We start from the raw sequence: 24,649 nt of genomic DNA on the forward strand, positions 1-24,649 counted from the left end.
CGAATCTTTTGAATAATCATACCATTTGAATTGTTATTTTGAAATAGATATTAGTTGGGAATAGCTCAAGATCAGTATATAAAACCAACTTCCTTAAAAAAAAAAAATCCGTTGCCTTTAAAAGACAACGGATTTGTTCGTTATAATACGTAAAGAAAAACAGATAAGAAATGGCATAGGCTGCCAAGCAAGATGAAAATATGGAATATTTCATGGAAACCTAAATACTTTGAAGATAGGAAGCCAGGTTTTAAACCATAAATGATGCCGCCGACTGTGTACAAAAGACCACCTACAATCAGCAACATCAATCCTGGAAGAGGCAAACTGTCAGCAAGCGGAACAACGGCGAAAATAATAATCCAGCCCATGGCGATATATAAGGCTGTGGAAAGCCAGCGCGGCGAATGGAACCATACCATTTTAAAGAAAATGCCACTCAAGCCAATAGCCGCCACAAAACCAAACAACGACCAGCCGAGCGGACCTTCAAGCGCAATCAGGCAAAAAGGGGCGTAGGAGCCCGCAATCAAAGCAAAAATCATGGAATGGTCGAGTTTTCTTAAAAAAGCAATTAAACGCGGATCGGCTATTGCCGTATGGTAAATGGCAGAAGCCGAATACAGGCAAATCAAGCTGACGCCAAAAATAATGACTGAAGCAAGATGAAGTGGCGGTGCATCAGCATAGGCGGCTTTGATGACCATGGCGAGCAATGCAATAAAGGATAAAATGGCTCCTGCCAAATGGGACAGCGCATTAAAAGGTTCTCTTATGTAAGCAGTCATTGGAACGTACACCTCTTTCTATCTAGTTATTGAAACTACATAAGATGATACTCTTGTTTTATTTGGTGGTCAAGCTTGGAGAATATTCAATAGTGAGGTAAAATTAACAGTATCAAATAAGGCATTGAAGGTGAAAGCCATGGAAGACGCAGAACAGCTTATTAAAAATTTAGGCCTCCAAAGTGGAGTGTTGCTGGAAGATATACCGAAAATCGACTTGTATATCGACCAAATCATTCAACTGTTTGAAACCAGCTTTGCTGATGCGAAGAGAAACGAAGATGAGAAGATTTTGACGAAAACCATGATTAACAATTATGCAAAAGGCAAGCTCTTTTATCCTGTCCAAAATAAAAAGTATACACGTAATCATATTATGTTGATTAGTCTGATTTATCAGATGAAAAGCGCTTTATCCATCAACGATGTGAAACAGGTGCTGGATGGCCTCAATAAAAAAGCCTTGCAGCAAGATTTAAATTTAGAAAGTTTCTATGAAAGCTATTTGAAGCTCCAGCAAGGAAATATTACTATTTTTACAGAAGGACTGAAAGAACAGAGCAAGCGGGTTGGGCAACAAGTGCCGAATGCAGATGATGCGCAAGAACTTGAACAAGTTTTGCTGATTGCTTCATTGGTGCATACCAGCAATCTTTACCGAAGGGCTGCTGAAAAACTGGTGGATGATATGAAAGAGCGGGGGAAAGCTGAATGACGAAAGTGCTGATAGATGCAGATGGCTGTCCAGTAGTGGATTTGACAATTTCAATTGCCAATCAATTTCAGCTTCCTGTTTTGCTGCTGTGCGATACAACCCATAATATGCAGCGGCCGGGAGCGGAAACCATCATTGTCTCAAAAGGAGCGGACGCAGTAGACTTCGTGCTGGTGAATCGGGTCGATAAAGGGGACGTTGTAGTAACCCAGGATTACGGACTTGCTGCTATGGTGCTTGCTAAACGGGGCTTTCCGATTGATCAGAATGGCCGTGTCTATTCCGAAGAGAACATCGATCAACTGCTTTATAGCCGCCACATTTCTAAAAAAGTCCGGCAAAGCGGAGGGCGCACGAAAGGCCCTAAAAAACGCAGACAAGAAGACAATGAAAAGTTTGAAGAGAGCTTGCTTATGTTATTGAGTAAGTTAATAGCTCAATGAAAAATGGACCCGGTTTGAAATTGCCGGGTCCATTTTTCTGCCAATTATTAAATTGTCCAGCGGTTGTTAACCAAAGCAATTAATACCCACTTTCCATTGCTGCCTTTCTCAAAAACCATGTTGAGGTTCTGCCAATCCATATGGTCATACTGCTCAGTTCCTGGATAATAAAATTCCACAATCTGGCCATTTGGGAAACGTTCTCTGATTTGATCACGTGTCATTGGCTGTTTGGTGCGTCCGAATCGTTCTTTTTCTTCATAAGAGGCATTCATCAAGTACTCGTCATAATAGCCGGCTGGTGTCAACTTGATCGGAAAGCCGCTGCCATCCTGATGGCCCCATTCATAGACTTTTTTGCTTTCCATGAATCCTTGCAATTGGGCTTTAGTGAAGGTTACTCCTCCGTCATTAAGGCAACCGCCGCTATACGGACAGAACGTCAAGCCTTTTTGATTGCTGACATACTTGGAAACCGCTGCAAAGTCCTTCTCTTTCAAATCCACTAAAATGTCATTGGCGGTTTCAAGCAAGGCGCGTTTGTCAGGGATGAAAGACGGTTCAACGGCCCGTGCCAGGAATGCCGAGAATTCGGCGCGGGTCACCCGCGGATGCAGACGGAACGTATTGTCCCGGTAACCTCGGATCACACCTTGATAGGAAGCGCGGGACACGGCATCAAAAGAATACGAGCCTGGCTTCACATCTTTGTATTTTGCGCCTGGCGCTTCAGGAAAATCAAAGGCCCGGTCCAGAATGACAGCAGTGTCACCTCGGGTGATGAACTGTCCCGGACGGAACGTCCGGTCTTTGTAACCCAGCAGGATTCCTTCCGCTGCCGCTGAAGCGATATAGCCTGAAGCGGGATGGCTGGCAGGTACATCTTTGTAAGGCGTGGCACGCTTGGTGCCGTCAAGTTCAAGGGCGCGTCCGATCATGATCATGGCATCAGCACGGGAAACCGGTTTATTGGGGCGGAAAGTTCCGTCCGGATAACCGGACACAATCCCTTCTTGATGCAAGTAAATAATCTCAGGGGCAAATGGGTCGTTTGCGAAAAGGTCATCAAAAGTCACAACAGCTTTTACGGGAGCAGAAAAAGCAGTAAATATAAGGATGAACGCTGCTGCTAGAGACAAAATCGATTTCATTTTTATCCCTCCCTAGTTAAGTCGATCTTACCACAAAATCGAGAACAGATAAATAAAAAACTGTTTTTTCTGACAACAATAATATGAATTTAAGATGCCTTTGATGAATATTTTTAGAGGGTAGGGGAATACCAAGGATAAAGAGATTGATCCAAGGAAGGAGAACCTTATGGATAAAATTCTGATTGTCGTCACCAATCATTCCGCTCTAGGCAGAAGAGGAAAGAAAACGGGACTTTGGCTAAGAGAATTAACGGACTTTTACCATGAAGTAAGAGAGTTATTTGAGGTAGACATTATCAGCACTTCCCCACAGCGGGTACCTCTAGATCCGAGAAGTTTGCTGGAAGTGCTGACCAATAAAAAGACGCGGGCCTACTACATGAATGATGAGCTGATGGATCAAATTAGGCATCCGCTTACACCAGACCAAGTGGACGGAACGGATTACGCTGCCATATACTTTGCTGGCGGGCATGGAACCATGTGGGATTTCCTGGACAATAAACAATTGCAGGAACTGACAAAAACAATTTACGAAAAAGGGGGCATTGTTTCCGCGGTCTGCCATGGGCCATGCGGCTTGCTGAATGTTCAGCTGTCTGATGGACGTTATCTATTGTCGGGGCATGTGGTGACCGGTTTCTCGAATCAGGAAGAAAAGATCATGGGACTCTATAAGGATATTCCGTATTCACTGGAAGATAGCTTGAGGGAACGGGGAACGCTCTTTAAACAAGCGGCACTGCCGTTTACTTCTTGCGTCATTCTGTCAGGGCGCCTGATTACAGGCCAAAATCCAGCATCAGCAAGAGGAGTTGCGTTGAAAGTGATTGAACAATGCCGGCAGCAGGAAGAAAAAGAATATCATTACAAGATGGAAGCGTAATTCAGCTTCCATCTTTTTTTCGCTGCTGCATATATTGTAGGGCTTCCAGGGGGAAATCTGTCTGGATAATGTTAAAGCCCTTATCTGCCAGCCATCCCCATCCTTTATCAGGATCGGTGCGGGAGACAGAATCACAATGACCTGCATTTTCAGCATTATCCAGGGAATTGCTCCAAACATTTGCCTGGCTTCGCATTTGTTGCATGACTGGCTTGGAAACGACTTTATCCGATTCGCTGTAAAAAAGGATTTCAATGGCGATTGGAGAAACACAGCTGAGCAATTCATCGAGCTGATTCAAGCTGCTGTCCTGAACTTTATGCATATAATACAAAGGCTTCTTTTTGGAATGGAAAAAATTCCGGACTTTTTCAACTGGTTCATCGCTTTTCCATAAAACGTGGTCAAAAGCATCCAATTCTTCCAGCAAGCCATATAGTTTCTCGCGGAAAAGCCATGCTTTATCTGCGTTGATCATGGCTTTTCCTTTGACCAGGGAAAGCACTTCCCGAAGAGTAGGAACTAATTCATCTGTAAGCTTGGCCTGTCTTCCACCATTCTTTTCTTTTAAGGTCAGCGAACGGATTTGAGACACAGTCAGCTCTGCAATCTTTCCTTTGCCACTAGTCATTCGGTCAACGGTAGAATCATGCATCACTATTAAATTGCCATCTTTTGTTTGTTGAAGGTCCAGTTCAATCAAATAAATCCGTTGGTCCAGACATTGTTGAAAAGCGCTCAACGAATTTTCAGGAACAGTTCCCCAGAGGCCGCGGTGAGCTGCAGCGAAAAAAGGATGCTGTTTTTGCTGCAGTGCCGCTAAAAATTCCGAGTAATTGTCAAAGGTTAAGGCCGATGTTTTCCCTCTTTCACTCATTAGCCACCCCTCCAATAGAAGAATCTAATAACACAATCTTTTCCAATACCCCTTAATCACAACGTTTAACCCAAATAATAACAGGGTATTTTCAATTAATTACTACTTTTTAGGAGGAGTTTTGAAATGGCTCAAAGATCGGTGATAGGATATTACGACAATGAGAAAGAAGCAATTAATGCAATAGAAGAATTGAAGTTGCAAGGTTACCGGCCTGAAGACATTTCAGTGCTTAGCAAAAGCAAGGGAGAAACCGAAACAGTCATTGAAGAAACAGGAACTCATGCTGGAGAAGGCGCAGCAACCGGTATTTTAACGGGTGGTGCACTTGGCGGCTTAGGAGGAGTGCTGGCAGGAATCGGTGCGCTGGCAATTCCGGGGATTGGTCCAATCATAGCGGCAGGACCAATTGCGGCAGGGTTAACTGGAGCTGCTGCAGGTGCTGGCATTGGCGGACTCACGGGCGCTTTGATCGGCATGGGGGTTCCCGAAGAAGAAGCTAAAGCATATGAAACCCATTTCAATAAAGGCAAAATCTTAGTGCTGCTGGATGATGACAATGACAGGGACAAAGATACCCTGGGCCGAGCGAATAGAAGTGTTTTATAGTATATGAAAGTAAGCCATCCTCTGAAAAGGGTGGTTTTTTTGACAAAAACTTAAAAAGGGGGAAAGAATATGTCGTTTATTCGGAAAGTGGTGACAGAAAACGCTCCATACTATGTAGATCAAAAAGAAATCGTTAGCGTCGTCAGGAATTTATTCGGAGGGCATTATGACGATATTGAAAGGTTGCTGCGAGTATTTGGCAATGGGCAAATTGAAGGGCGCTATTTTGCGGCTCCACTCGAATGGTTTGAACGGGAACGCGGACTTGAAGAGAAAAATCTGCTGTATATAGAACAAGCCGTGCGAATGGGCAGCAATGCAGTAAAGCGCTGCCTTGAAGAAGCAGGAGTGGATAAAGGGGAAATCGACGCTTTTGTTTTCGTCTCCAGCTCCGGCATGTCCACTCCAACCATCGATGCCCGTATCATGAACGAATTGCACTTGCCGTCTCATATTAAACGCCTTCCGTTATGGGGCTTGGGATGTGCAGGAGGAGCTTCCGGCATGAGCCGGGCCCACGATTATTGCACGGCTTATCCAGATGCCAAAGTGCTTGTGCTGTGCTTGGAACTATGCAGCTTGACGTTCCAGCGCTCCAACACATCCAAAAGCAATTTAATCGCTACTTCCTTGTTCGCTGACGGTGCAGCTTGTGCTTTGGTGACAGGAAAAAATGATCGGACAGCAGGGTCTGGTTTCTTTATTAGAGAAACCCAATCGACGTTAATGCGGGATTCTGAAGATGTCATGGGCTGGGACGTCAAAGATGAAGGGCTGCATGTGGTATTTTCCCGGGATATCCCAAAAATCATCGAAAACTGGCTGAAGCCGAACGTGGATCTATTTTTGAATAAGATCGGGAAAACGTCTGCTGACATCATGCATTTTGTGGCTCATCCAGGCGGCAAAAAAGTACTGGCAGCCTATGAAAAATCACTCGGCATTGCCAAAGAAAAAACGGACATCTCCAGAAACGTCCTGGCACAGTATGGAAATATGTCCTCGCCGACTGTGTTGTTTGTGTTGAAAGATTTTATGGAGAAAAATCCGAAGAGCGGGGAAGAAGGGCTTTTGACAGCGCTTGGTCCCGGGTTCAGTTCCGAAATGCTTTGGCTGGAATGGGGAGAAGCCGGCTCATGACATTTTTCTACCTATTAGTCGGATTTGTTATCGTGCAGCGGCTGCTTGAAGTGATGTATGCCAAATCCAATGAGCGGACGATGAAAAGTCAGGGTGCGATAGAAGCCGGTGCGGACCATTACAAGTGGATTGTGTTGCTCCATGTCTTGTTCTTTGTTTCGCTTATAGCTGAAGTGCTATTTATACAAAAAGGGCTTGGAAAAGCTTGGGCTGCATTTCTAGTAATCTTGATCATCGCCCAAATTCTCCGGATATGGGCATTGGCATCATTGGGCCGTTTCTGGAATACCAAAATCATTGTGCTGCCTGGAGCGGAAAAAGTGAAAAAGGGGCCATACCGATGGCTCCCTCACCCCAATTATATTGTTGTTTCGTTGGAGATTGCAGCCCTTCCACTCATATTCGGAGCCTGGCGTACAGCTGTCGTCTTTTCAATTGCGAATGCTTTTCTGCTGCTTTTTGTCCGAATTCCTGCTGAAGAAAAAGCTTTACAGGAATTGGAAGATTAAATAAAAGCAATTTTTTTTTGACTTTGTAGTTAAAAAGTAAGTTATAGGGTATACAGAAGAGTATACGTATCTATCATGTTTCTATTTGGAGGGATTTTGATGAAAAAATCAACAATGAACACAGTAATAGGAAGCGCACTTGCTGCAGCAGCGGGAATCTTCGTGTACCGTGCTTATCAAGAAAAAAATACCGTATCAGTGGCTGCCGACGTAGACATGAGACATAGCCTAAAAGTTGATCAGCGTGAAAGTGTGGAAGCTGATGTAGACCCCGCTGAAAAAGGGCTTACACAACTGGATTCGGCTTATCGCGATGAATGGCAAGCCAATGCTTTCCCACAAACGCATAGAGAAATGAAAGAACTGGAAGAAGAAAAATAATGATCTGACAAAAGAGCGGAAGCTGGTACGATTTTGCTTCTGCTCTTTTTACTGTTGTTTTTTAAATGTGCAACCATTAAAGAAAGAAGTGAAATTATGTGGATTAAAAAACCTTTTTTTGAATATGCGACAGCCGTTTTGCTGATTGTTATTATTCTCTTTTTTCTAGGCAAAATCGATTATGCACTATGGCCATTCAAAGTCATCATCGCTACGGTTTTTGCTCCTATATTGATTGCTGGACTTTTATATTATTTAATTCGCCCATTGCTTCATTTATTAATGCGCTATATGCCAAAGGTGGCTGGAATCACAGTTGTGTTTTCAATTGTTTTTATTGCTCTTTCTGCAGTGGTTTATTATTTCGGCCCTACAATAAAAGACCAGGTGGCGAGTCTTGCAGAACTGGCACCTCAAACCGTAGAAGAAGTAACAGAAGAATCAGGAGACGCGATGTCGGATTTTGAATTTGCCGGCCTGTCTGGAAATGAAATAAAAAATCGGATAGTAACATACATAGAGAATGTGTCGAGCAATTTAATGGAGAACGTCATGACGATTCTGACAACCTTGATGAATATAGCCGTTGTTTTGATTGTTGTGCCATTTATTTTGTTTTTCCTGTTAAAAGACGATGAAAAACTGATTCCTCATTTGATGAGATATCTTTCAGAAGAACACAAACCGGAAGGCAGAAAACTGTTGAAAGATGTAGATCAAACTCTTTCAAATTATATACTAGGCCAAGCTACTGTAGCGGTGGTCGTAGGAGTATTCATGTTTATCGGCTATTTGATCATTGGCCTTGATTATGCGCTCTTGCTCGCTGTTTTTGCTATGTTCCTCATCATCGTTCCATTTTTAGGGCCGATCATTGGCGTCATTCCGGCTATTTTCGTTGCCTTGATGAGTGGAGAACCTTTTTTGGCTGTAAAAGTATTAGTGGTTTTACTGGTCGTGCAGCAGTTGGAAGGGAACTTAGTAACTCCTAATATCATGGGGAACCGTTTAAATATTCATCCTTTAACCATCATCTTATTATTGCTGATTGCAGCTGCTCTTTATGGGTTTGTCGGTATTTTAATCGCCATTCCGCTTTATGCGGTCCTCAAAACCCTGATACATAATTTCCGCCTATTTATCCGCTTGAGAAAAAAGCGGGAAATTGCTAAAGAAGGGTAAAAAGAATCACGAATCAAAAAACTATGAGTTTATTTTCTTAGGAAGGTTCTGAATCTTAAAAGTTTATGATATATTATGTAGTAGTATTTTATGAAAAGAATAAAGGGGGCACCAAAATGAAAAAGTTCAGTTTATTGTTTCTTCTTGTGTCATTAATGCTGGTTCTTGCAGCATGTGGATCGAATGAATCTGCTGATGATACAAGTGGATCTGGTGGGGAAAGTGAAAGCAAAACTTACAAAGTCGGTATTGATACAACGTATCCGCCGTTTGAGTTTGAAGAAAATGGGGAGTACACAGGAATTGACATTGATATCATCAATGCAATTGCAGAAAGCCAAGGATTTAAAATTGAATTTAACCCGATGGACTTCGGTGGAATCATTCCGGCATTGCAAGCTGGCCAGTTGGATGTAGCAATTGCAGGAATGAGTATCACAGATGAACGCAAAAAAGTAGTGGATTTCTCTGATCCGTATTTTGATGCAGGTTTGTCATTGGTAGTCAGCAAAGACAACACCGACATCACGACATTGGATGATTTGAAAGGCAAAACTGTTGCAGTGAAAAGTGGGACTACAGGCTCTAAATTCGCAATGGATAACGAATCGAAATATGGCTACACAGTAGCACAATTCGAGGATAGCCCATCTATGTTCCAGGAAGTTTCAAATGGCAACGCCGATGTACTTTTGGAAGATTACCCGGTAATTGCTTATGCAATCGCGCAAAGTGGTCTGGATTTGAAAACAGCTGGTGATCGCTTGACTGGAGATCAGTACGGAATTGCTGTGCTGAAAGGCGAAAATGCTGACTTGCTCGAAAAAATCAATACAGGTTTGCAGGAATTGCGTGACAGCGGGGAATACGATGAGATTCTAAGTAAATATATTGCTGAATAAACGCCTTACATGTAGCGCGCAGCAGCGCGCTGCATTTTTTTATGATTCCACTTTAACGGCCATTGGATTTTCCATTTGTTAAAGTGAAAGATCCAATGGACGTAAAAGTGTAATTGGATGAACTGGCAATCCACAGTGGTGAGGCCCACTATGGATTGAAGTTTCTTTGTATGTAAAGGAGATGTGAAAATGGATACTGTTGTGAATGCCCTGCCTTTTTTAATGGATGGATTGCAAGTTACTCTTTATATCTTTGCCATTGCGATTGTTCTTGGTTTTATTATCGGATTGATTGTGGCCCTATTCCGTCTAGCGCCGATTAAAATCTTAAACTGGATTGCAAAGATTTTTGTTGATGCAATCCGCGGAACACCATTTATCGTTCAATTATTCTTCATCTATTTTGGTTTGAACTCTCTTGGCTTTTTCTCAATGGATAATACAACAGCGGGTATTGTCACTGTAGCGATCAATGCTGGAGCTTATTTCTCGGAAATTATCCGGGCAGGTATCCAGTCCATTGATAAAGGGCAAACAGAAGCGGCGCGTTCCCTTGGTTTGAATGCTACGCAAAATATGCGTTATATCATCTTGCCGCAGGCGTTCCGCCGAATGCTGCCGACTATCACCAACCAAGCAATCATCTCGTTGAAAGATACGTCGCTTCTGTCGGTCATCGGAATCGCTGATTTGACGCAAGAAGGCCGCATCCAGGCCAGCCAGACATTTGAAGCGTTTACGATTTACTTAACGCTTGGAGTCATTTACTTCATCATCATTTACTTGCTCTCATTGTTAGCGAGCTTTGTAGAAAGGAAGTTTGTACTGCGATGACTATGATCAGAGTAGAAAACTTGAAAAAATCATTCGGCCCCATAGAAGTTTTAAAAGATATAAGCACGGTAATCAAAGAAAAAGAAGTGATTTGTGTAATCGGTCCGTCGGGTTCCGGGAAAAGTACTTTCCTTCGCTGCATGAATCGCCTTGAAGACATTACCGGCGGCCATGTGTATATTGAAGACATTGATATTACAGACCCGAAAGTTGACATCAACAAAGTCCGCCAAGACGTCGGCATGGTGTTCCAGCAATTTAACCTATTCCCGCATAAAAGTGTATTGGAAAACATTACGCTGGCACCGATGAAATTAAAGAAAAGCGATAAAAAGGCAGTCACTGAAAAAGCATATGCTTTGCTTGATAAAGTAGGGCTGCGCGAGAAAGCGAATGCGTATCCGGGAGAATTGTCGGGTGGCCAAAAGCAGCGTGTGGCGATTGCGCGTGCGCTTGCAATGGACCCAAAAATCATGCTTTTTGATGAGCCGACTTCGGCTCTTGACCCGGAGATGGTTGGAGATGTGCTGGACGTTATGAAGCAGCTTGCGATTGAAGGGATGACGATGGTCATCGTGACGCATGAAATGGGCTTTGCACGTGAAGTAGGCGACCGTGTCATGTTCATCGATGGCGGCTTTATCGTTGAAGAAAATGTGCCGGCTGAATTATTTGGTAATCCTCAGCACGAACGGACAAAAGCTTTCTTGAGTAAAGTGCTATAAGAAAAGCGAAACTGAATGAGTGAAATGCTAACTTGAAAACAATAAATAATAGTCAAAAACACGTCCTTTTGGGCGTGTTTTTTGTTGCGTTGATATTTTCACAAATGATTAATTTTTTCAGATAATTCAATCAAATTAATACAAAATATAAGAGAAATATGTTAAATTAAAAGGACAGATAGCGATACGATGAGAGGTGGGAAAAATGAAAAAGTTCAGTTTCTTACTGATTCTTTTGTCACTGATTCTTATCGTAGCAGCGTGCGTGCAGCAGGGTGGAGAATCTGAATCTGAAGGAGAAGGTGGCAGCGAAGGAGAAGCAAACGTTGAAAACAGCGAAGGAGAAGGGATTTATACGGTGGGCATTGACACCACGTATCCGCCTTTCGAATTCCAAAAAAGCGGAGAATATCAAGGGATTGACGTGGAACTAATCAAAGCGATTGCTGAAAACCAAGGATTTGAAATTCAATTTCGTCCAATGGATTTTATCGGGATCATTCCGGCACTTGAAGAAGGTGAATTGGATCTGGCAATTGCAGGGATGAGCATTACAGAAGAACGAAAAGAAGTGTTGGATTTCTCTGATCCTTATTTCGATGCGGGATTGGCGCTGGTAACGACAAAAGACAATACGGAAATTAACTCTTTGGAAGATTTGGATGGGAAAATCATCGCTGTTAAAAGCGGGACAACCGGATCAAAGTTTGTCGGCGAAAACCGAGAGAAATATGGTTATAGAATCGCTTATTTTGATGACAGCCCTTCTATGTTCCTGGAAGTTGCAAATGGGCATGCCCAAGCTTTGGTGGAGGATTACCCGGTTATCGCTTACGCTATTACTACACGAAACCTTGAGCTGAAAACGGTCGAAGAGCGTTTGACAGGTGAACAATACGGCATCGCAGTTTTGAAAGGGAAGCATGGCGAATTGCTGGAGAAAATCAATGAAGGGCTTCAGCAATTGCGGGACGATGGTACGTACGAAGAGATTGTGACTAAATACATTAAGAGCTGAAATGTAAGTTTCCTAAAAATCGGTCTGGCTTTAATGCCAGGCCGGTTTGCTTTTAATCAGCTAACGGTCAGCAGGGAATCGTATTTATGCCGTTGCTGGCCGTATTTTCGCCGCTAGTGGTCGTATTTCTGCTGCAACCGGTCGCATTTCATAATCAACTGGCCGTATTTTCAATAATCATCAAAAAACCGGTTTGGACAACAGTCCAAACCGGTTTTAAAAATCTTATTCTTCGTCGAAAACATGAACTTTCGTCATTTTATCGCCATTTTTCATTGCTTTTGCAGTTTCAAGGCCTGAAGTGACTTGGCCGAAAACTGTATGAACCCCGTCAAGATGGGGTTGTGGTGCATGAACGATAAAGAACTGGCTTGATCCAGTGTCTTTTCCGGCATGTGCCATAGACAAGCTTCCCGCTTGGTGTTTATGTGGGTTGCCTTCAGTTTCACATTTGATTGTTTTGCCGCTGCCGCCGGCGCCAGTACCTGTAGGGTCGCCGCCTTGAGAAACGAAACCTGGAATAACACGGTGGAATGTTACATCGTTATAGAATCCGGAGTTTGCAAGATCCTCAAAGTTTTTTACTGTGTTGGGTGCTTCGTTCGGGAAAAGTTCGAATTCGATGATTTCGCCGTTTTCCATGTGGATGTGTCCTTTTTTCGCCATTAATAACATCTCCTTTTCAAGTTGTACATTCATCAGTATATCGATTTTTTACGTAACTGTATAATCATTTGGCATATTACAAGGCTTTTAATGATCCGCCGTCTATTACTAGAGACTGGCCTGTCATATAGGAATTGGCAGAAGAAGCCAGGAAAACGACGATTTTCGCAAATTCTTCTGGTTTTCCGTAACGCCCAATCGGAATCTGCCCTTTTCTGCGCGCAACGATTTCTTCAATAGATACATTTTGGTTCTCCGCTGAAATTTGATCAAGTTCTTCAAGGCGGTCAGTCGAGATACGGCCAGGACCAATTGTGTTCACTAAAATATTGTCTTTCGCCACTTCGCGGGCCAAGGTTTTTGAAAAGCCGACCATGCCGGCGCGGAATGTATTCGACAAAATCAGTCCATCAATCACTTCTTTTGTTGAAGAAGAAGAAATATTGATGATGCGGCCAAATTGCTGTTCTTTCATATAAGGAAGAACAGCGCGCGATGCCCGGATATAACTCAACAAGTTTCGATCGAAAGCGGTGTGCCAGTCGCTGTCGGTTACACCGTCAAACCCGCCTGCTTTTGGGCCCCCGGTATTGTTGATCAGGATATCAATGCGACCGAACTTTTCGCCCGCAAATTGAAATAAGGAAGCGATGTCTTCTTCGTTCGACATATCGCATACGCGGTAATGGACATTGTCATTTCCAGAGTGCTGTTTGATTTCTTCTGCTGTTGCCTGAAGTGCTTCTTCATCGCGGCTGGAAATGAGGACAGTTGCTCCTTCTTTGGCAAATTCCCGTGCTGTTGCCTTGCCCAACCCTTTGCTTGAAGCCATCACAACTACCACTTTGTCTTTGATTCCTAAATCCATACCATTCATCCTCTCGATTGTTCTTCAAGTATTAGTGTACTGAAAGAAAGCAAAAAATGCAGTGGAAATGTAGAAAATTCAAACTTTTATTTTTGCAAGTTCAATCATTAGTCTGATTGCGTGAAATAGGGGGAAATATGATAGGATATAGGTACTGATTAGATTAGGAGTGTTATAAATGGAAGAACGCGAAATTTTTGATATAACGATTATTGGCGGCGGGCCAACAGGTCTGTTTGCTTCCTTTTACGGCGGTATGCGCAAAATGAAAGTAAAAATCATTGACAGCTTGCCGCAGCTGGGCGGACAGCTAACTGAACTGTACCCGGATAAATTCATTTATGATGTCGGTGGGTTCGAAAAGGTACTGGCAAAAGATTTGGTGGACAACTTGGTTCGTCAGGCAAACTATGGCGATCCAGCGATCTGCTTAGAAGAAACTGTAGCAGAAGTGGAACGTGAAGGCGACCATTTTATGATCCGTACGGATAAAGATGAGCATTATACAAAATCCATTTTGCTGACAGCTGGAGTTGGAGCATTCCAGCCGCGTAAAATCGGCGTAGAAAACTCCGAACCTTTTGAGGGCAAAACGCTGCATTATGGCGTCAAAGATTTAACGATGTTCCACGATAAAAAAGTGGTAGTTCTTGGCGGCGGAGATTCAGCTGTCGACTGGGCAATGATGCTTGAAAACGTAGCTTCACATGTAATCTTAAGCCATCGCCGTGAAAAGATGACGGCACATGAAGCAAACATCGACACACTTCTCCAGTCAAAAGTAGAAGTGAAAAAACCTTTCGGCGTAAAGGAACTGGTTGGCGAAAACGGCCAAGTCCGTGAAATCATTTTGGTCGACAAAGAAGGCAATGAAGAGCATATTGATGCCGATCACGTAATCGTCAACTATGGCAATATTACTTCGCTTGGCCCGATTAAAGAATGGGGCTTGGAGATGGAGAAAAATTCTGTAGTCGTCAATTCGAAAATGGAAACGAGCATTCCAGGGATTTACGCAGCAGGAGACATTGCCACTTACGAAGGTAAAGTAAAATTGATTGCAGTAGGTTTCGGTGAAGCGCCGACAGCGATTAATAATGCAAAAGCATATCTTGATCCAAAATCGAAAATCCAACCGTTGCACAGCACCAGCGTATTCAAATAAAAAATGAACCGGCCATTTGGCCGGTTCATTTTTTTATGTTCTTTTTGGTTTGTTGACGAGCGGGTCTTTCTGTATGGTTTTAAAAAACGACACACCCATCAGAAGGATGACCAACGAGAATGGCAAGGCCGCAATGATCAATGCGTTTTGAAGGCCTTGCGTTCCACCGGTATAAAGGACGATGGCTGCAACTGCTGCCTGGATAAACCCCCATGTGATTTTTACAAGATTCGGCGGATTCAAAAGACCGCCTGTTGTTTGCATGCCCAGCACGAATGTCGCGGAATCGGCGGAGGTGATGAAGAAAATAGCGATAACAAACAAAGTGAAGAATGCCATCAGCGTGCCGAATGGATAATGCTGAAGCATTCCGAATGTTGCTGTTTCGATACTGTATTCAGAAATTTTTGCAACACCGTTTTGTTCCAGGTTCAATGCAGAGGCACCGAAGACGGCAAAAAAGATGAAGCAGACGAGCGACGGTGCGAATAATACACCAATCATAAATTCTTTGATCGTACGCCCTCTTGAGATGCGGGCGATAAAAATTCCGACAAACGGTGCCCATGAAACCCACCAAGCCCAGTAAAAGATAGTCCAGGAATTGACCCATGCCCGTTTTTCCGGATTCTGAGATTCCAGGTTGAAGCTCATATTAAAGAAATTATTAAGATAACCCCCGAATGCATCGGTAAACGAATTCAATATGTATAAAGTCGGCCCCGCGAAAAGCATCATAAGAAGCAATACAACTGCTACGGCCATATTAATATTGCTTAAGTGTTTAATGCCCTTTCCTATTCCTGACCACGCTGAACCTACATATAAAACAGTGGAAATAGCTAAGATAAGGAGCTGGAAAGTAAAAGTGTTTGGCGTTCCGAAAAGAAAGGACATCCCTTCATTCAATTGCGCAGTGCCGAAGCCTAAAGTCGAAGCAACACCGACGACTGTAGCAAAAACAGCCAGGATATCAATCAGTTTTCCTGGAGTTCCTGCCATGGCTTTCTCTCCGAATAGCGGCACCAATGTGGCGCTGATCAAACCGGGAGCGCCATTATGGAACTTGAAATAAGCAAGGACCAGTGCGACAATCCCGTATACTGCCCATGCATGCACACCCCAGTGGAAAAAAGAGAACTGCAGGGCTTCCGATATCGCTTCCTGCGAACCAGGTTCTGAACGCGGCGTGCTGGTGAATGCGTGGGATATCGGTTCTGCTGTTGTCCAAAATACCAGCCCCATTCCCATTCCGGCACTGAATAGCATCGCAAACCAGGTCGGCAATGAAAACTCTGGATCTTCATCTGCTTTTCCCAGTTTGATATTTGCATATTTAGAAAAAATCATATAGATGCAGAATGCTAAAATAACAAATACCGTAATTAAGTAATACCAGCCAAAAACATCTGAAATGACAGCTGTCAGATACCCGGTGTACCCATTGAATGTTGTTGGCGAAACAAGTCCCCATACTACCATGCCTAGGCACAGTACAAGAGAAATCCAAAAAACTGATGTGACTTTCTTCATTTTTCCCCCTCTTTCCTTAAAAAAGCTTACAAATAAACAATAATTCCCCAATATGATTCACATAAACCCAATAATTGAAAGAATCTGCTTCATTACAAAATGTAATACGGATTGAAATGACGTAACGCAATTGTTATTTTATAACTGTCGTTTTGTCATCTGAATGAAATGTTTAGGTGTTATGATGCTCCTTGTTAGTGAAAAGGAGGAATTTCATTTATGAAAAAACATATCATTGCACTAACTGCAATCGCAGCGTTAAGTGTAGGGGCAGCCGGTCAAGCCAGCGCTCAATCATCGTATACAGTAAATTCAGGGGACACGCTTTGGGGCATTTCACAAGCGCAGAACGTTTCAGTAGAACAATTAAAAGGGTGGAACGACTTATCATCGGACCTTATTTTCCCGCAGCAGCAGCTTGAACTTGGTTCAGAAGGCAAAGAAGCAGCAGTATCGGAAGACAGAGCTACATATACAGTAGCAAGCGGCGATACATTATTTAAAGTCGCTCAAGCACATAATATTTCATTGGAAGAACTAATGAGCTGGAATGGGATTACAGGCCACTGGATTTATCCTGGAGACAAATTAGTTGTCAAAGGCGGAACACCAATCTCTGTTCCTAAAGCACCAAAAGAAGCAGCAGCACCTGCTCAAGCAGCACCAGCAGCACCAGCAGCAGCGCCTGCTCAAGCAGCGGCTAAAGCACCTGCCAAAGCAGCAGCACCCGCACAAGCGGCTGCATCAACTCAATCAGGTAAAGAAATGACTGTATCGGCTACAGCTTACACAGCATTTTGCGCAGGATGCTCAGGCGTTACGGCAACTGGACAAGACTTGCGTTCTAACCCGAACCAAAAAGTAATCGCAGTGGACCCGACAGTTATTCCATTAGGATCAAAAGTTTGGGTTGAAGGCTACGGTACAGCAATTGCTGGAGATACTGGCGGCGCAATCAAAGGAAACAAAATTGATGTATTTATTCCATCACAAGGTGCAGCTCTTGACTGGGGCCGCAAAACAGTTAATATCAAAATCTTAGATTAATAGAAAAATGCTACAAAGCCGAGGTGACCATTCCCTTGGCCTTTTTTATTGCTCCAAAAAGAGGCAATCCATGGCGGATTGCCTCTTTTTTGTTACCCCGAATTCAATGATTTTTTTATTTTCCTGAAGTATTTACTGTAATAAGCGGCTGAATCGAATTTTCCTTCAACCCGAAACGGATTATATTTTCTCTGCCTTTTTTGTAATCCGGATCTGTAATTTCCGGATACAGGTTTGTCAGGACAGTCGCGGAGGAACCTTGGATTTTTACTTCATCCTGCTGGAAAGGAATAACCTTATTGTGTACAGCGTTTTCCAATCCGATTTCGTCTTTCAACTGCTTCTGAAATTTGTTTAAGTAAGCCTGGTTAAAGCATTCTACCAGAAAAATCATGAGGAAGATGAACAAGAGAGCGAAGACGAGAGCAAACCAGTCATCCTGAAGAAAGTATAAAGCAACGGCGGGAGCTAATATAAACAGGAATAAAAACATCATATTGGCTACCCGATAGAAATAGACCTGCTGTTCCGCTTTTTCGATTTCCACCGAATAATGCTGTTTCAACCTTTGCACATCCATAATTTGATAACGCTCCAAATCATATTCAAGCTGAGGGCCAAAGACACGTGTCAATGTGATATACCGGGTATCCGTGTCGAAATAATAGCGTAAATCCAATAAAGAATCCTTCCATTTCAAATACTGGGGAACTTCTTTTAAGGATACTTTTAGGTCCATTGGAGCCATCCTTTCTTAGGATAATAATATTTTGGTTTTCACGTGTAAAATTTGATGTGTTAGGTTATAATATTGAAATATTCCCACTATTCTTTTTTATCATATAAGGAGGCAGGCGGAATGTCAAAAAAAGAAAAGAATTTTTCCAGACGCGACTTTCTAAAGACCTCAGGTATAGCTGCTGGAGCCCTAGTAGGCGGTGGCATAATCGGAGGCTTAATCGCTTCCAATACAGGGACCCAAAATGCTTTGCCTGGTACATCGCCAGCTACTGATGGAGAAGCAGGTTCGGCAGGCGGAGCCAGAGGGTTGATGTTCTTCAAGAATGATGCAGAGTTCCAGATTTTAGCCCAAGCTACAGAGCGGATTTTTCCAGAAGATGATTTAGGGCCTGGTGCTATCGGTCTGGGTGTTCCTTACTACATCGACCAGCAATTAGCCGGGGCTTATGGTGAAAACTCCAAAGAGTATATGCAAGGACCTTTTTTGGAAGGGGAAAGCACGCAGGGATATCAAAGCCGGTTAAGAAGGAACGAAATGTTTCGGCAAGGGCTTCAAATAATGCAGCAAGAAGCGCAGAAGCGTTTCAATGCAAATTTTGTAGATTTGGAAGGCAGACAGATGGATGAGATTTTAACCGCATTCCAAGAAGATGAGATTCAAATGAAAGGGGTTTCTGCTCTTTTCTTTTTCCGGATTTTGCGCAGTGCCACATTGGAAGGAGCCTATTCCGATCCGATATACGGCGGCAACCGCAATATGGAAGGTTGGCGGATGAAAGGATTTCCAGGCCACCAGTCAGCTTATATCAATCAGATTGAAAGTGAAGAATTCCAGGAAATTGAACCGCAATCACTGGGAATGAAGCATTAATAAAACTAGGGGGAGTCATAATGGTCACGACTTTGGATAAAGTAGATGTAGTGACAATAGGAGTTGGCTGGCTTGGAGGCATTATTGCAGCAGAATGTGCGAAAGAAGGATTGAAAGTTGTCGGTTTGGAACGCGGACGGGAAAGAGGCACTGCAGATTTCGCAAGTGTCCACGACGAACTCCGCTATGCAATCCGTTATGAATTGATGCAGGATTTATCAAAAGAAACTGTTACTTTCCGCAATAATCGGAATCAGCGGGCATTGCCAATGCGCCAAATGGGATCTTTTTTGTTGGGTGAACACTTAGGGGGAGCTGGAACTCATTGGAATGGCCATACTTGGCGCTTTTTGCCATATGATTTTGAAATCAAAACACTGACAGACCAAAAATACGGGGCCAACAAGCTGTCTCCTGACTACACAATTCAAGATTGGGGAATTACCTACGATGAATTGGAGCCTTATATGACCAAGTTTGAGCAAACAGCCGGTATTTCGGGCGAAGACAAAAATCCATTCTGGGGCAAACGGTCAGCAGACTATCCGACTCCTCCGATGAAGAAAACACCTATTTTAAAGAAATTCGAGACAGCGTCAACTAAACTAGGCTACTCACCTTTTATGTTGCCGTCTGCAAATTTATCAGAAGCCTACGAAAATCCGGATGGAGCGAAAATCAACGCCTGCCAATACTGCGGTTTTTGTGAACGTTTTGGCTGTGAATATGGGGCCAAAAGTTCTGCGGAAATTACGGTCATACCCACAGCCCGCAATACGGGGAATTTCGACATTAAATTCAATGCCAATGCAGTGGAAATCATGAAACAAGGGGACAAAGTCACCGGTGTCCGCTATTTTGATACGGTCACTTTTGAAGAATTTATCCAACCGGCGGAAGTGGTCGTGTTGACAAGCTATGTGATGAATAATGCTAAATTATTGATGGTATCAAAAATTGGTGAACAGTATGATCCTGCAACCGGCAGAGGAACGCTTGGCAAGAATTATGCATATCAAATTTTGCCAGGAGCATCCGGCTTCTTTGAGGAAAAAATGAACACCTTTATGGGGGCTGGGGCTCTTGGAATGACAGTGGATGATTTTAATGGAGATAATTTCGACCATGCGGATCTGGATTTTATTCATGGGGCCAGTCTTTCCATCACACAAACAGGAAATCGGCCGATTCTGACAAACCCAATTCCGCCTGACACGCCATCTTGGGGAGCGGAATTTAAAAAAGCGTCGATTGAAAATTTTACAAGAACTTTGAGTGTTGGAGGACAAGGGGCTTCCATGCCGCATAAAGAAAACTACATGGCGTTAGACAGTACGTATAAGGATGTTTATGGCGTACCATTACTTCAGATCACCTATAATTTTACTGATCAAGACAAGGCCTTACACGCTTATCTAACCGAAAAAGCTGCTGGCATCATGCAGGAAATGGGCGCCAAAACAGTAGTTGGTGGCAGCCCAATTTCTGACTATGATATTGTTCCATATCAGACAACTCATAATACAGGTGGCACTATCATGGGGGCAGATCCGGCAACCAGTGTGGTGAATAATTTCTTGCAGCATTGGGACGCTGAAAACCTTTTTGTCGTAAGTGCTGGCAATTTCCCACATAATGGCGGTTACAACCCGACTGGAACAGTGGGGGCACTTGCTTATCGCTGTGCGGAAGGTATTATCAATTACAGTAAAAATGGCGGAGCGCTCGTATAACAAAGGAGGAGAAAGTTTATGGGAGGTTTAGCATCAATTGGCGTACCTGGATTAATCATTATTTTAGTCATCGTACTTATTTTATTCGGTCCGAAAAAGCTGCCGGAAATTGGCGGAGCAGTCGGAAAAACATTCTCGGAATTCAAACGGTCCACAAAAGGGCTAATGGATGATGACGAAGACGAAACGGTTGAAAAGCAAGAGAAAAAATCCGAAAAATTATGAAGGTGGTTAAATGGATCCGTATGGAGAACGCAAACTAATTAGCCCGCTCAGCAAGAAAGCAGCTCTTCTGGGAGAAAGTGCTGAAAAAATTTTAGAAGAGCCGCCGGTCAAACCGGAGCCGCCTAAAATAGAGCAACCGGAAGAACAGGCAGAAAGTTTGGTGGATCATTTAGGTGAATTGAGAAAGCAGTTGATAAAGAGCATTTTTGTCTTTTTATTCTTCTTGCTGTTGGTTTTTTCGACCTTGAATTTTTGGTTTCCTTATATCGTAAAAGGCCATGATCTGGTGATTCTAGGGCCTTTGGAAGTCATTAAATTTTATACTTCAATTTCGGCAACGCTGGCGCTTGGTCTTTCTTTGCCATTTCTCTGTTATTTTCTATGGCAATTCGTTAAGCCTGGTTTGCTGGAGACAGAAGCACGGTTTGTTGGCCTGTATTCGCCGGCTATGCTGATCTTGTTTCTTCTTGGCATATCGTTTGGCTACTTTATTGTCAATCCTTTGAGTTTCCAGTTTCTAATCGGAATGGGTGAAGCGAATTTCGCAGTCATGATTTCGGCAAATGAATATATTCATTTTCTGATTATGACCACTATCCCGTTGGGGCTTCTTTTTGAAATGCCGATTGTTGCTTTATTCTTGTCCTCAATCGGATTACTGACGTCTGAATCAATGAAAAACGTACGGAAATGGTCGTACTTAGTGATTGCGATTGTATCGGCTTTAATTACTCCGCCAGATTTCATCAGCCAATTAATTGTGCTGATTCCAATGGCTGTTCTTTACGAAGTAAGCATTTATATTGTGAGAAGAATAGAAGTGAAGAAAGCCAATGTTGAATCTTCTGCCATGTGAAACGATGAAAAGGAAAAGCTGCATTTCGGTGCAGTTTTTTTATATTTTAATTTATAAGAAAATTCCGATATTAAATGGCATTCCTTTTAAAACTTCTATACACTAAAGGGGTAAGGAAGTATAAGTATAGGTGGAAATCCCGCAGAAACAGAATCGGGAAACCAAGAGGAGGAGGAGCGGCATGACGATCAATGTAGAAGAAATTGAAGATCTGAAGACTGTAGATGTTTCAAAATTAGTAGAAGAAAGTGAAGCGGAAGGTTACCGCTTTCTCAAACGGCTGGTTAGCCAATACGAAGATGGCACCAATACATTTAATCAGGCTGGAGAAGCATTGTACGGCGTATGGGATCAGCATGGCCATTTAATAGCCATCGGCGGCTTAAACCGGGACCCATATTCGAATAAAGAAGGAGTCGGCAGGCTGCGCCGCTTTTACATTTCTCCCAACTCCCGAAGACAGGGAATTGGCACGTTGCTTCTGAAAGAAATCATCAATCACGGGCGCGATCATTTCAAAGAAATTGTGGTACGGACAGATTCAGCCGCTGCAGATGCTTTCTATCGAGCCAATGGTTTTTCAGCCGATCTTGGACTTCCGGAAGCAACCCACGGATTAACACTGGACAACGGAGTAAAAGAAACGGCACGGTAAAGTGAAACTTCAATCAGTGGATGTTCTTCCCACTGATTGTTAGTTGAACCAATCCGACTGACAGTTAAAGCAGAGTGAAGAGAAACTGTGCTATTCAATGGCGGCTTGCTATGGCAAGCCGCTTTTTGGCGGGATTAAGTCACCTCTGGCTTTTCGCAATTATTTGAAGAAATATTCCATAGAAGATCAAAGATATGGTACCTTAAAAAAGAAATTGCCTGAAGCAGATCCTGGTGAGGTTGAGGGCTATATTATAGAAAGAAAATAACAAATAGCGGCTGAAATTGAAAAGCTGGCAATGGAGGAATTACGAATGGAAATGTCGGAATGGAAAGGTGCAGCGGGAGTTTGCATCAATGAAAAAAATGAAGTGTTGCTGGTGCTGCAAGGTCCTCCAGGAGAAGAGAAGAAATGGACGGTTCCTGCAGGCGGCATCGAACAAGGCGAAAGCCTGCGTGAATGCATTGAGCGGGAATTCTATGAAGAAACGGGTCTTACAGTGAAAGTTACCGATGAATTGAAAGTTAGAAGTGGAGAGTACGAAAACGCCGCTGTGTCTTTTGATGTCCATTATTTCAAAGTGGAAGTTACAGGCGGAGAAATTACGCTTCAAGAAGGCGATGAATGGATTTCGGATGTGGCATGGAAATCGTTAGGCGAGCTTGCCAAGTTGGACATGGCGTATCCAGACGATGCAAAATTGATAGAATCGCTGATCCAACACTGATAAAAGCATATATCATAAAGAAAAAGGGTATTATATGAATAAGATTTTATATAGGAGGGATTCGATGAGAAAAGATCGGGAAGATCACGAAGGTGAAGAGCTGATTCCGGAAGTCGAGCCGCGCCGCGATATGCCAGACACTAAAGAAATAGATCCGATGCCAGACAGAGAACTAGAGTATGAAGAAAATTCGAATGAAAAGTATAGAGATAATCCACCGCATGAAAAATGAGGCAAGCCGCTTGCGGCTTGCTTTTTACATAAGTGTTTATCATTGCTTAGCTGTAAGGGGGAATAATCATGCCGCAATATTTATTTGAAAACGCGATTTGGCAAGAAGAAGGAGATATTGAAGATAAAGATTTCCTTAAATTTTTGCCGAACAATAAAAAAATGCATTCTTGGATTAAGGATTCACGCGACATAACCGTTAATATTTTGCATACAGAAACGTCAGAAAGCGGAAATGAAGCAATCTGGGGATCTCTTATTTATCGCCAAAACCCAAAAAAGAAAGATGACTTGGAGGTATTTCATTTTTATTTATCGAAAGATATTTTGGTGACAAATGAATTGGATTTTGAGACAGATGAGGACTTGGATAAAGATTCTGTCCTTAGGCAAATGAAAGAAACGGAATCCACAACTGAGTTAATGATGATTTTGCTGGGAGATATGATCAGTTCAATTCTCCATAAAATTGATGTGTTCGAAGAACAGCTCCGCAACTTGTTGTGGGAAATAAGAGAAAGAAATGATAAAAAAACCTTAGATAAAATTGAAGTTGTACGCCATGAAATTCTTTTATGGCAAAACTTAGTGATGGGATTTTTAGAAATAAGGATGGCTATTTTTGAAACGTTCGGCAAAGATGTAGAAAAAGAGAAAGAATACATACGGACCTCGGCGCGCATTGACCGCTGCATTATGTTGATTAGGTCGTATAAAGACGAGATCAATAATATGGTGGATATGGAGAATGTAGTGGCCAATTACCGCGGAAACGAAATAATGAAGACATTAACTGTTCTAACGACGCTTTTCACTCCAGTGATGGCATTTGGTGCGTTATGGGGAATGAATTTTGAAAAAATGCCGGAATTGAGCTGGACTTATGGTTATTTAGGCTCGTTGATTGTGATTGTCGCTTCAACGGTTTTTCTCTATTTTTATTTGAAAAACCGAGGATGGACAGGAGATATATTAAAAACCGCTTTAAGCAAAAGTTCCAAACTGAAAAAACAGTAAAAGCGAATGGATGTCCTGTTTGAAGAACCAAGAGTCCTAATTACCGTAAAAGAAAAACAAAGGAGCCAACCCATATTCATTGGGGCGGCTCCTTTGTTTGCAAATAAACTGAATAGCTAATGGAGTATAGCTTGACGCTGTTTTTCAACTC

General features: G+C 42.8%; 29 protein-coding genes. 22 read left to right on the plus strand and 7 right to left on the minus strand.

Annotation, left to right across the window (positions count from 1 at the left end; translation table 11 throughout):
- Nucleotides 1-140 precede the first annotated feature (140 nt).
- Complete coding sequence (trhA, locus tag QWY16_RS01880; protein WP_300991170.1) at nucleotides 141-788, minus strand: PAQR family membrane homeostasis protein TrhA; 648 nt, start codon at nucleotides 786-788, stop codon at nucleotides 141-143.
- Between the two features lie 139 nt (nucleotides 789-927).
- Here trhA and QWY16_RS01885 point away from each other — a divergent pair, with 139 nt between their 5' ends.
- A complete protein-coding gene (locus QWY16_RS01885; RefSeq protein WP_300991171.1) occupies nucleotides 928-1,503 on the plus strand; it encodes a DUF1836 domain-containing protein in 576 nt (191 codons plus the stop codon).
- Complete coding sequence (locus QWY16_RS01890; protein ID WP_300991172.1) at nucleotides 1,500-1,946, plus strand: YaiI/YqxD family protein; 447 nt, start codon at nucleotides 1,500-1,502, stop codon at nucleotides 1,944-1,946. Before QWY16_RS01885 ends, QWY16_RS01890 begins: the two co-directional genes overlap by 4 nt.
- Before the next feature lie 47 nt (nucleotides 1,947-1,993).
- Here QWY16_RS01890 and QWY16_RS01895 read toward each other — a convergent pair whose 3' ends face one another.
- Entirely contained in the window at nucleotides 1,994-3,097 is a 1,104-nt protein-coding gene (locus QWY16_RS01895) for an S-layer homology domain-containing protein (protein WP_300991173.1), read from the minus strand.
- 169 nt (nucleotides 3,098-3,266) lie between these two features.
- Between QWY16_RS01895 and QWY16_RS01900 the strand changes: the two genes are divergently transcribed.
- Nucleotides 3,267-3,986, plus strand: coding sequence for a type 1 glutamine amidotransferase domain-containing protein (locus QWY16_RS01900; protein WP_300991174.1), 720 nt, complete (start codon nucleotides 3,267-3,269; stop codon nucleotides 3,984-3,986).
- 1 nt (nucleotide 3,987) lies between these two features.
- On the opposite strand, the gene QWY16_RS01905 is transcribed toward QWY16_RS01900, so the two are convergent.
- The gene (locus tag QWY16_RS01905; protein ID WP_300991175.1) at nucleotides 3,988-4,863 is read right to left on the minus strand and encodes a glycerophosphodiester phosphodiesterase family protein; all 876 of its coding nucleotides are present in this window, start codon (nucleotides 4,861-4,863) and stop codon (nucleotides 3,988-3,990) included.
- A gap of 126 nt (nucleotides 4,864-4,989) precedes the next feature.
- Here QWY16_RS01905 and QWY16_RS01910 point away from each other — a divergent pair, with 126 nt between their 5' ends.
- The 9 genes from QWY16_RS01910 to QWY16_RS01950 all read left to right on the plus strand — a co-directional run bounded on the left by QWY16_RS01910 (nucleotide 4,990) and on the right by QWY16_RS01950 (nucleotide 12,163).
- Complete coding sequence (locus QWY16_RS01910; RefSeq protein WP_300991176.1) at nucleotides 4,990-5,472, plus strand: general stress protein; 483 nt, start codon at nucleotides 4,990-4,992, stop codon at nucleotides 5,470-5,472.
- 69 nt (nucleotides 5,473-5,541) lie between these two features.
- Nucleotides 5,542-6,612, plus strand: coding sequence for a type III polyketide synthase (locus tag QWY16_RS01915; RefSeq protein WP_300991177.1), 1,071 nt, complete (start codon nucleotides 5,542-5,544; stop codon nucleotides 6,610-6,612).
- On the plus strand, nucleotides 6,609-7,121 hold the full coding sequence (locus QWY16_RS01920; RefSeq protein WP_300991178.1) for an isoprenylcysteine carboxyl methyltransferase family protein: 513 nt from the start codon (nucleotides 6,609-6,611) through the stop codon (nucleotides 7,119-7,121). Before QWY16_RS01915 ends, QWY16_RS01920 begins: the two co-directional genes overlap by 4 nt.
- A 99-nt stretch (nucleotides 7,122-7,220) precedes the next feature.
- Nucleotides 7,221-7,502, plus strand: a complete 282-nt coding sequence (locus QWY16_RS01925) for a hypothetical protein (RefSeq protein WP_300991179.1) — start codon at nucleotides 7,221-7,223, stop codon at nucleotides 7,500-7,502.
- A gap of 96 nt (nucleotides 7,503-7,598) precedes the next feature.
- Complete coding sequence (locus tag QWY16_RS01930) at nucleotides 7,599-8,684, plus strand: AI-2E family transporter (RefSeq protein ID WP_300991180.1); 1,086 nt, start codon at nucleotides 7,599-7,601, stop codon at nucleotides 8,682-8,684.
- A gap of 116 nt (nucleotides 8,685-8,800) precedes the next feature.
- Nucleotides 8,801-9,586, plus strand: coding sequence for a transporter substrate-binding domain-containing protein (locus QWY16_RS01935; RefSeq protein WP_300991181.1), 786 nt, complete (start codon nucleotides 8,801-8,803; stop codon nucleotides 9,584-9,586).
- 189 nt (nucleotides 9,587-9,775) lie between these two features.
- Nucleotides 9,776-10,420 (plus strand): amino acid ABC transporter permease, encoded by a 645-nt coding sequence (locus QWY16_RS01940; protein ID WP_300991182.1) that lies wholly within the window; start codon nucleotides 9,776-9,778, stop codon nucleotides 10,418-10,420.
- Nucleotides 10,417-11,145, plus strand: a complete 729-nt coding sequence (locus QWY16_RS01945) for an amino acid ABC transporter ATP-binding protein (RefSeq protein ID WP_300991183.1) — start codon at nucleotides 10,417-10,419, stop codon at nucleotides 11,143-11,145. The genes QWY16_RS01940 and QWY16_RS01945 overlap by 4 nt, the downstream gene beginning before the upstream one ends.
- Before the next feature lie 205 nt (nucleotides 11,146-11,350).
- Entirely contained in the window at nucleotides 11,351-12,163 is an 813-nt protein-coding gene (locus QWY16_RS01950; protein ID WP_300991184.1) for a transporter substrate-binding domain-containing protein, read from the plus strand.
- 225 nt (nucleotides 12,164-12,388) lie between these two features.
- Here the strand turns inward: QWY16_RS01950 and QWY16_RS01955 are convergent, their stop codons facing one another.
- Both QWY16_RS01955 and QWY16_RS01960 read right to left on the minus strand, forming a co-directional pair.
- Nucleotides 12,389-12,829, minus strand: a complete 441-nt coding sequence (locus tag QWY16_RS01955) for a peptidylprolyl isomerase (RefSeq protein WP_300991185.1) — start codon at nucleotides 12,827-12,829, stop codon at nucleotides 12,389-12,391.
- 76 nt (nucleotides 12,830-12,905) lie between these two features.
- Nucleotides 12,906-13,697 carry an SDR family oxidoreductase gene (locus QWY16_RS01960; RefSeq protein ID WP_300991186.1) on the minus strand — a complete coding sequence of 264 codons (792 nt, stop codon included), beginning with the start codon at nucleotides 13,695-13,697 and terminating at the stop codon, nucleotides 12,906-12,908.
- A 178-nt stretch (nucleotides 13,698-13,875) separates the two neighbouring features.
- On the opposite strand from QWY16_RS01960, the gene QWY16_RS01965 reads away from it, so the two are divergent.
- On the plus strand, nucleotides 13,876-14,862 hold the full coding sequence (locus QWY16_RS01965) for an NAD(P)/FAD-dependent oxidoreductase (RefSeq protein ID WP_300991187.1): 987 nt from the start codon (nucleotides 13,876-13,878) through the stop codon (nucleotides 14,860-14,862).
- 33 nt (nucleotides 14,863-14,895) lie between these two features.
- Here the strand turns inward: QWY16_RS01965 and QWY16_RS01970 are convergent, their stop codons facing one another.
- Nucleotides 14,896-16,395, minus strand: coding sequence for a BCCT family transporter (locus QWY16_RS01970; RefSeq protein ID WP_300991188.1), 1,500 nt, complete (start codon nucleotides 16,393-16,395; stop codon nucleotides 14,896-14,898).
- 219 nt (nucleotides 16,396-16,614) lie between these two features.
- Between QWY16_RS01970 and QWY16_RS01975 the strand changes: the two genes are divergently transcribed.
- Nucleotides 16,615-17,442 carry a LysM peptidoglycan-binding domain-containing protein gene (locus tag QWY16_RS01975; protein ID WP_300991189.1) on the plus strand — a complete coding sequence of 276 codons (828 nt, stop codon included), beginning with the start codon at nucleotides 16,615-16,617 and terminating at the stop codon, nucleotides 17,440-17,442.
- Nucleotides 17,443-17,557: 115 nt separating this feature from the next.
- Here the strand turns inward: QWY16_RS01975 and QWY16_RS01980 are convergent, their stop codons facing one another.
- On the minus strand, nucleotides 17,558-18,181 hold the full coding sequence (locus tag QWY16_RS01980) for a hypothetical protein (protein WP_300991190.1): 624 nt from the start codon (nucleotides 18,179-18,181) through the stop codon (nucleotides 17,558-17,560).
- A gap of 120 nt (nucleotides 18,182-18,301) precedes the next feature.
- Here QWY16_RS01980 and QWY16_RS01985 point away from each other — a divergent pair, with 120 nt between their 5' ends.
- The 8 genes from QWY16_RS01985 (at nucleotide 18,302) to QWY16_RS02020 (ending at nucleotide 24,498) form a co-directional block, all read left to right on the plus strand.
- Nucleotides 18,302-19,054 carry a gluconate 2-dehydrogenase subunit 3 family protein gene (locus QWY16_RS01985; protein WP_300991191.1) on the plus strand — a complete coding sequence of 251 codons (753 nt, stop codon included), beginning with the start codon at nucleotides 18,302-18,304 and terminating at the stop codon, nucleotides 19,052-19,054.
- Nucleotides 19,055-19,074: 20 nt separating this feature from the next.
- Nucleotides 19,075-20,787, plus strand: coding sequence for a GMC family oxidoreductase (locus QWY16_RS01990; protein WP_300991192.1), 1,713 nt, complete (start codon nucleotides 19,075-19,077; stop codon nucleotides 20,785-20,787).
- Between the two features lie 18 nt (nucleotides 20,788-20,805).
- On the plus strand, nucleotides 20,806-21,012 hold the full coding sequence (gene tatA / locus QWY16_RS01995) for a twin-arginine translocase TatA/TatE family subunit (protein ID WP_300991193.1): 207 nt from the start codon (nucleotides 20,806-20,808) through the stop codon (nucleotides 21,010-21,012).
- A 10-nt stretch (nucleotides 21,013-21,022) separates the two neighbouring features.
- Nucleotides 21,023-21,868, plus strand: a complete 846-nt coding sequence (tatC, locus tag QWY16_RS02000) for a twin-arginine translocase subunit TatC (RefSeq protein WP_300991194.1) — start codon at nucleotides 21,023-21,025, stop codon at nucleotides 21,866-21,868.
- A 181-nt stretch (nucleotides 21,869-22,049) separates the two neighbouring features.
- A complete protein-coding gene (locus tag QWY16_RS02005) occupies nucleotides 22,050-22,523 on the plus strand; it encodes a GNAT family N-acetyltransferase (RefSeq protein ID WP_300991195.1) in 474 nt (157 codons plus the stop codon).
- Between the two features lie 313 nt (nucleotides 22,524-22,836).
- Complete coding sequence (locus tag QWY16_RS02010; RefSeq protein WP_300991196.1) at nucleotides 22,837-23,250, plus strand: NUDIX hydrolase; 414 nt, start codon at nucleotides 22,837-22,839, stop codon at nucleotides 23,248-23,250.
- 64 nt (nucleotides 23,251-23,314) lie between these two features.
- A complete protein-coding gene (locus tag QWY16_RS02015; RefSeq protein ID WP_300991197.1) occupies nucleotides 23,315-23,482 on the plus strand; it encodes a hypothetical protein in 168 nt (55 codons plus the stop codon).
- A gap of 68 nt (nucleotides 23,483-23,550) precedes the next feature.
- Nucleotides 23,551-24,498 carry a magnesium transporter CorA family protein gene (locus tag QWY16_RS02020; protein WP_300991198.1) on the plus strand — a complete coding sequence of 316 codons (948 nt, stop codon included), beginning with the start codon at nucleotides 23,551-23,553 and terminating at the stop codon, nucleotides 24,496-24,498.
- Nucleotides 24,499-24,649: the final 151 nt, after the last annotated feature.

The sequence above is a fragment of the Planococcus shenhongbingii genome (assembly GCF_030413635.1).
Lineage (GTDB): Bacteria > Bacillota > Bacilli > Bacillales_A > Planococcaceae > Planococcus > Planococcus shenhongbingii.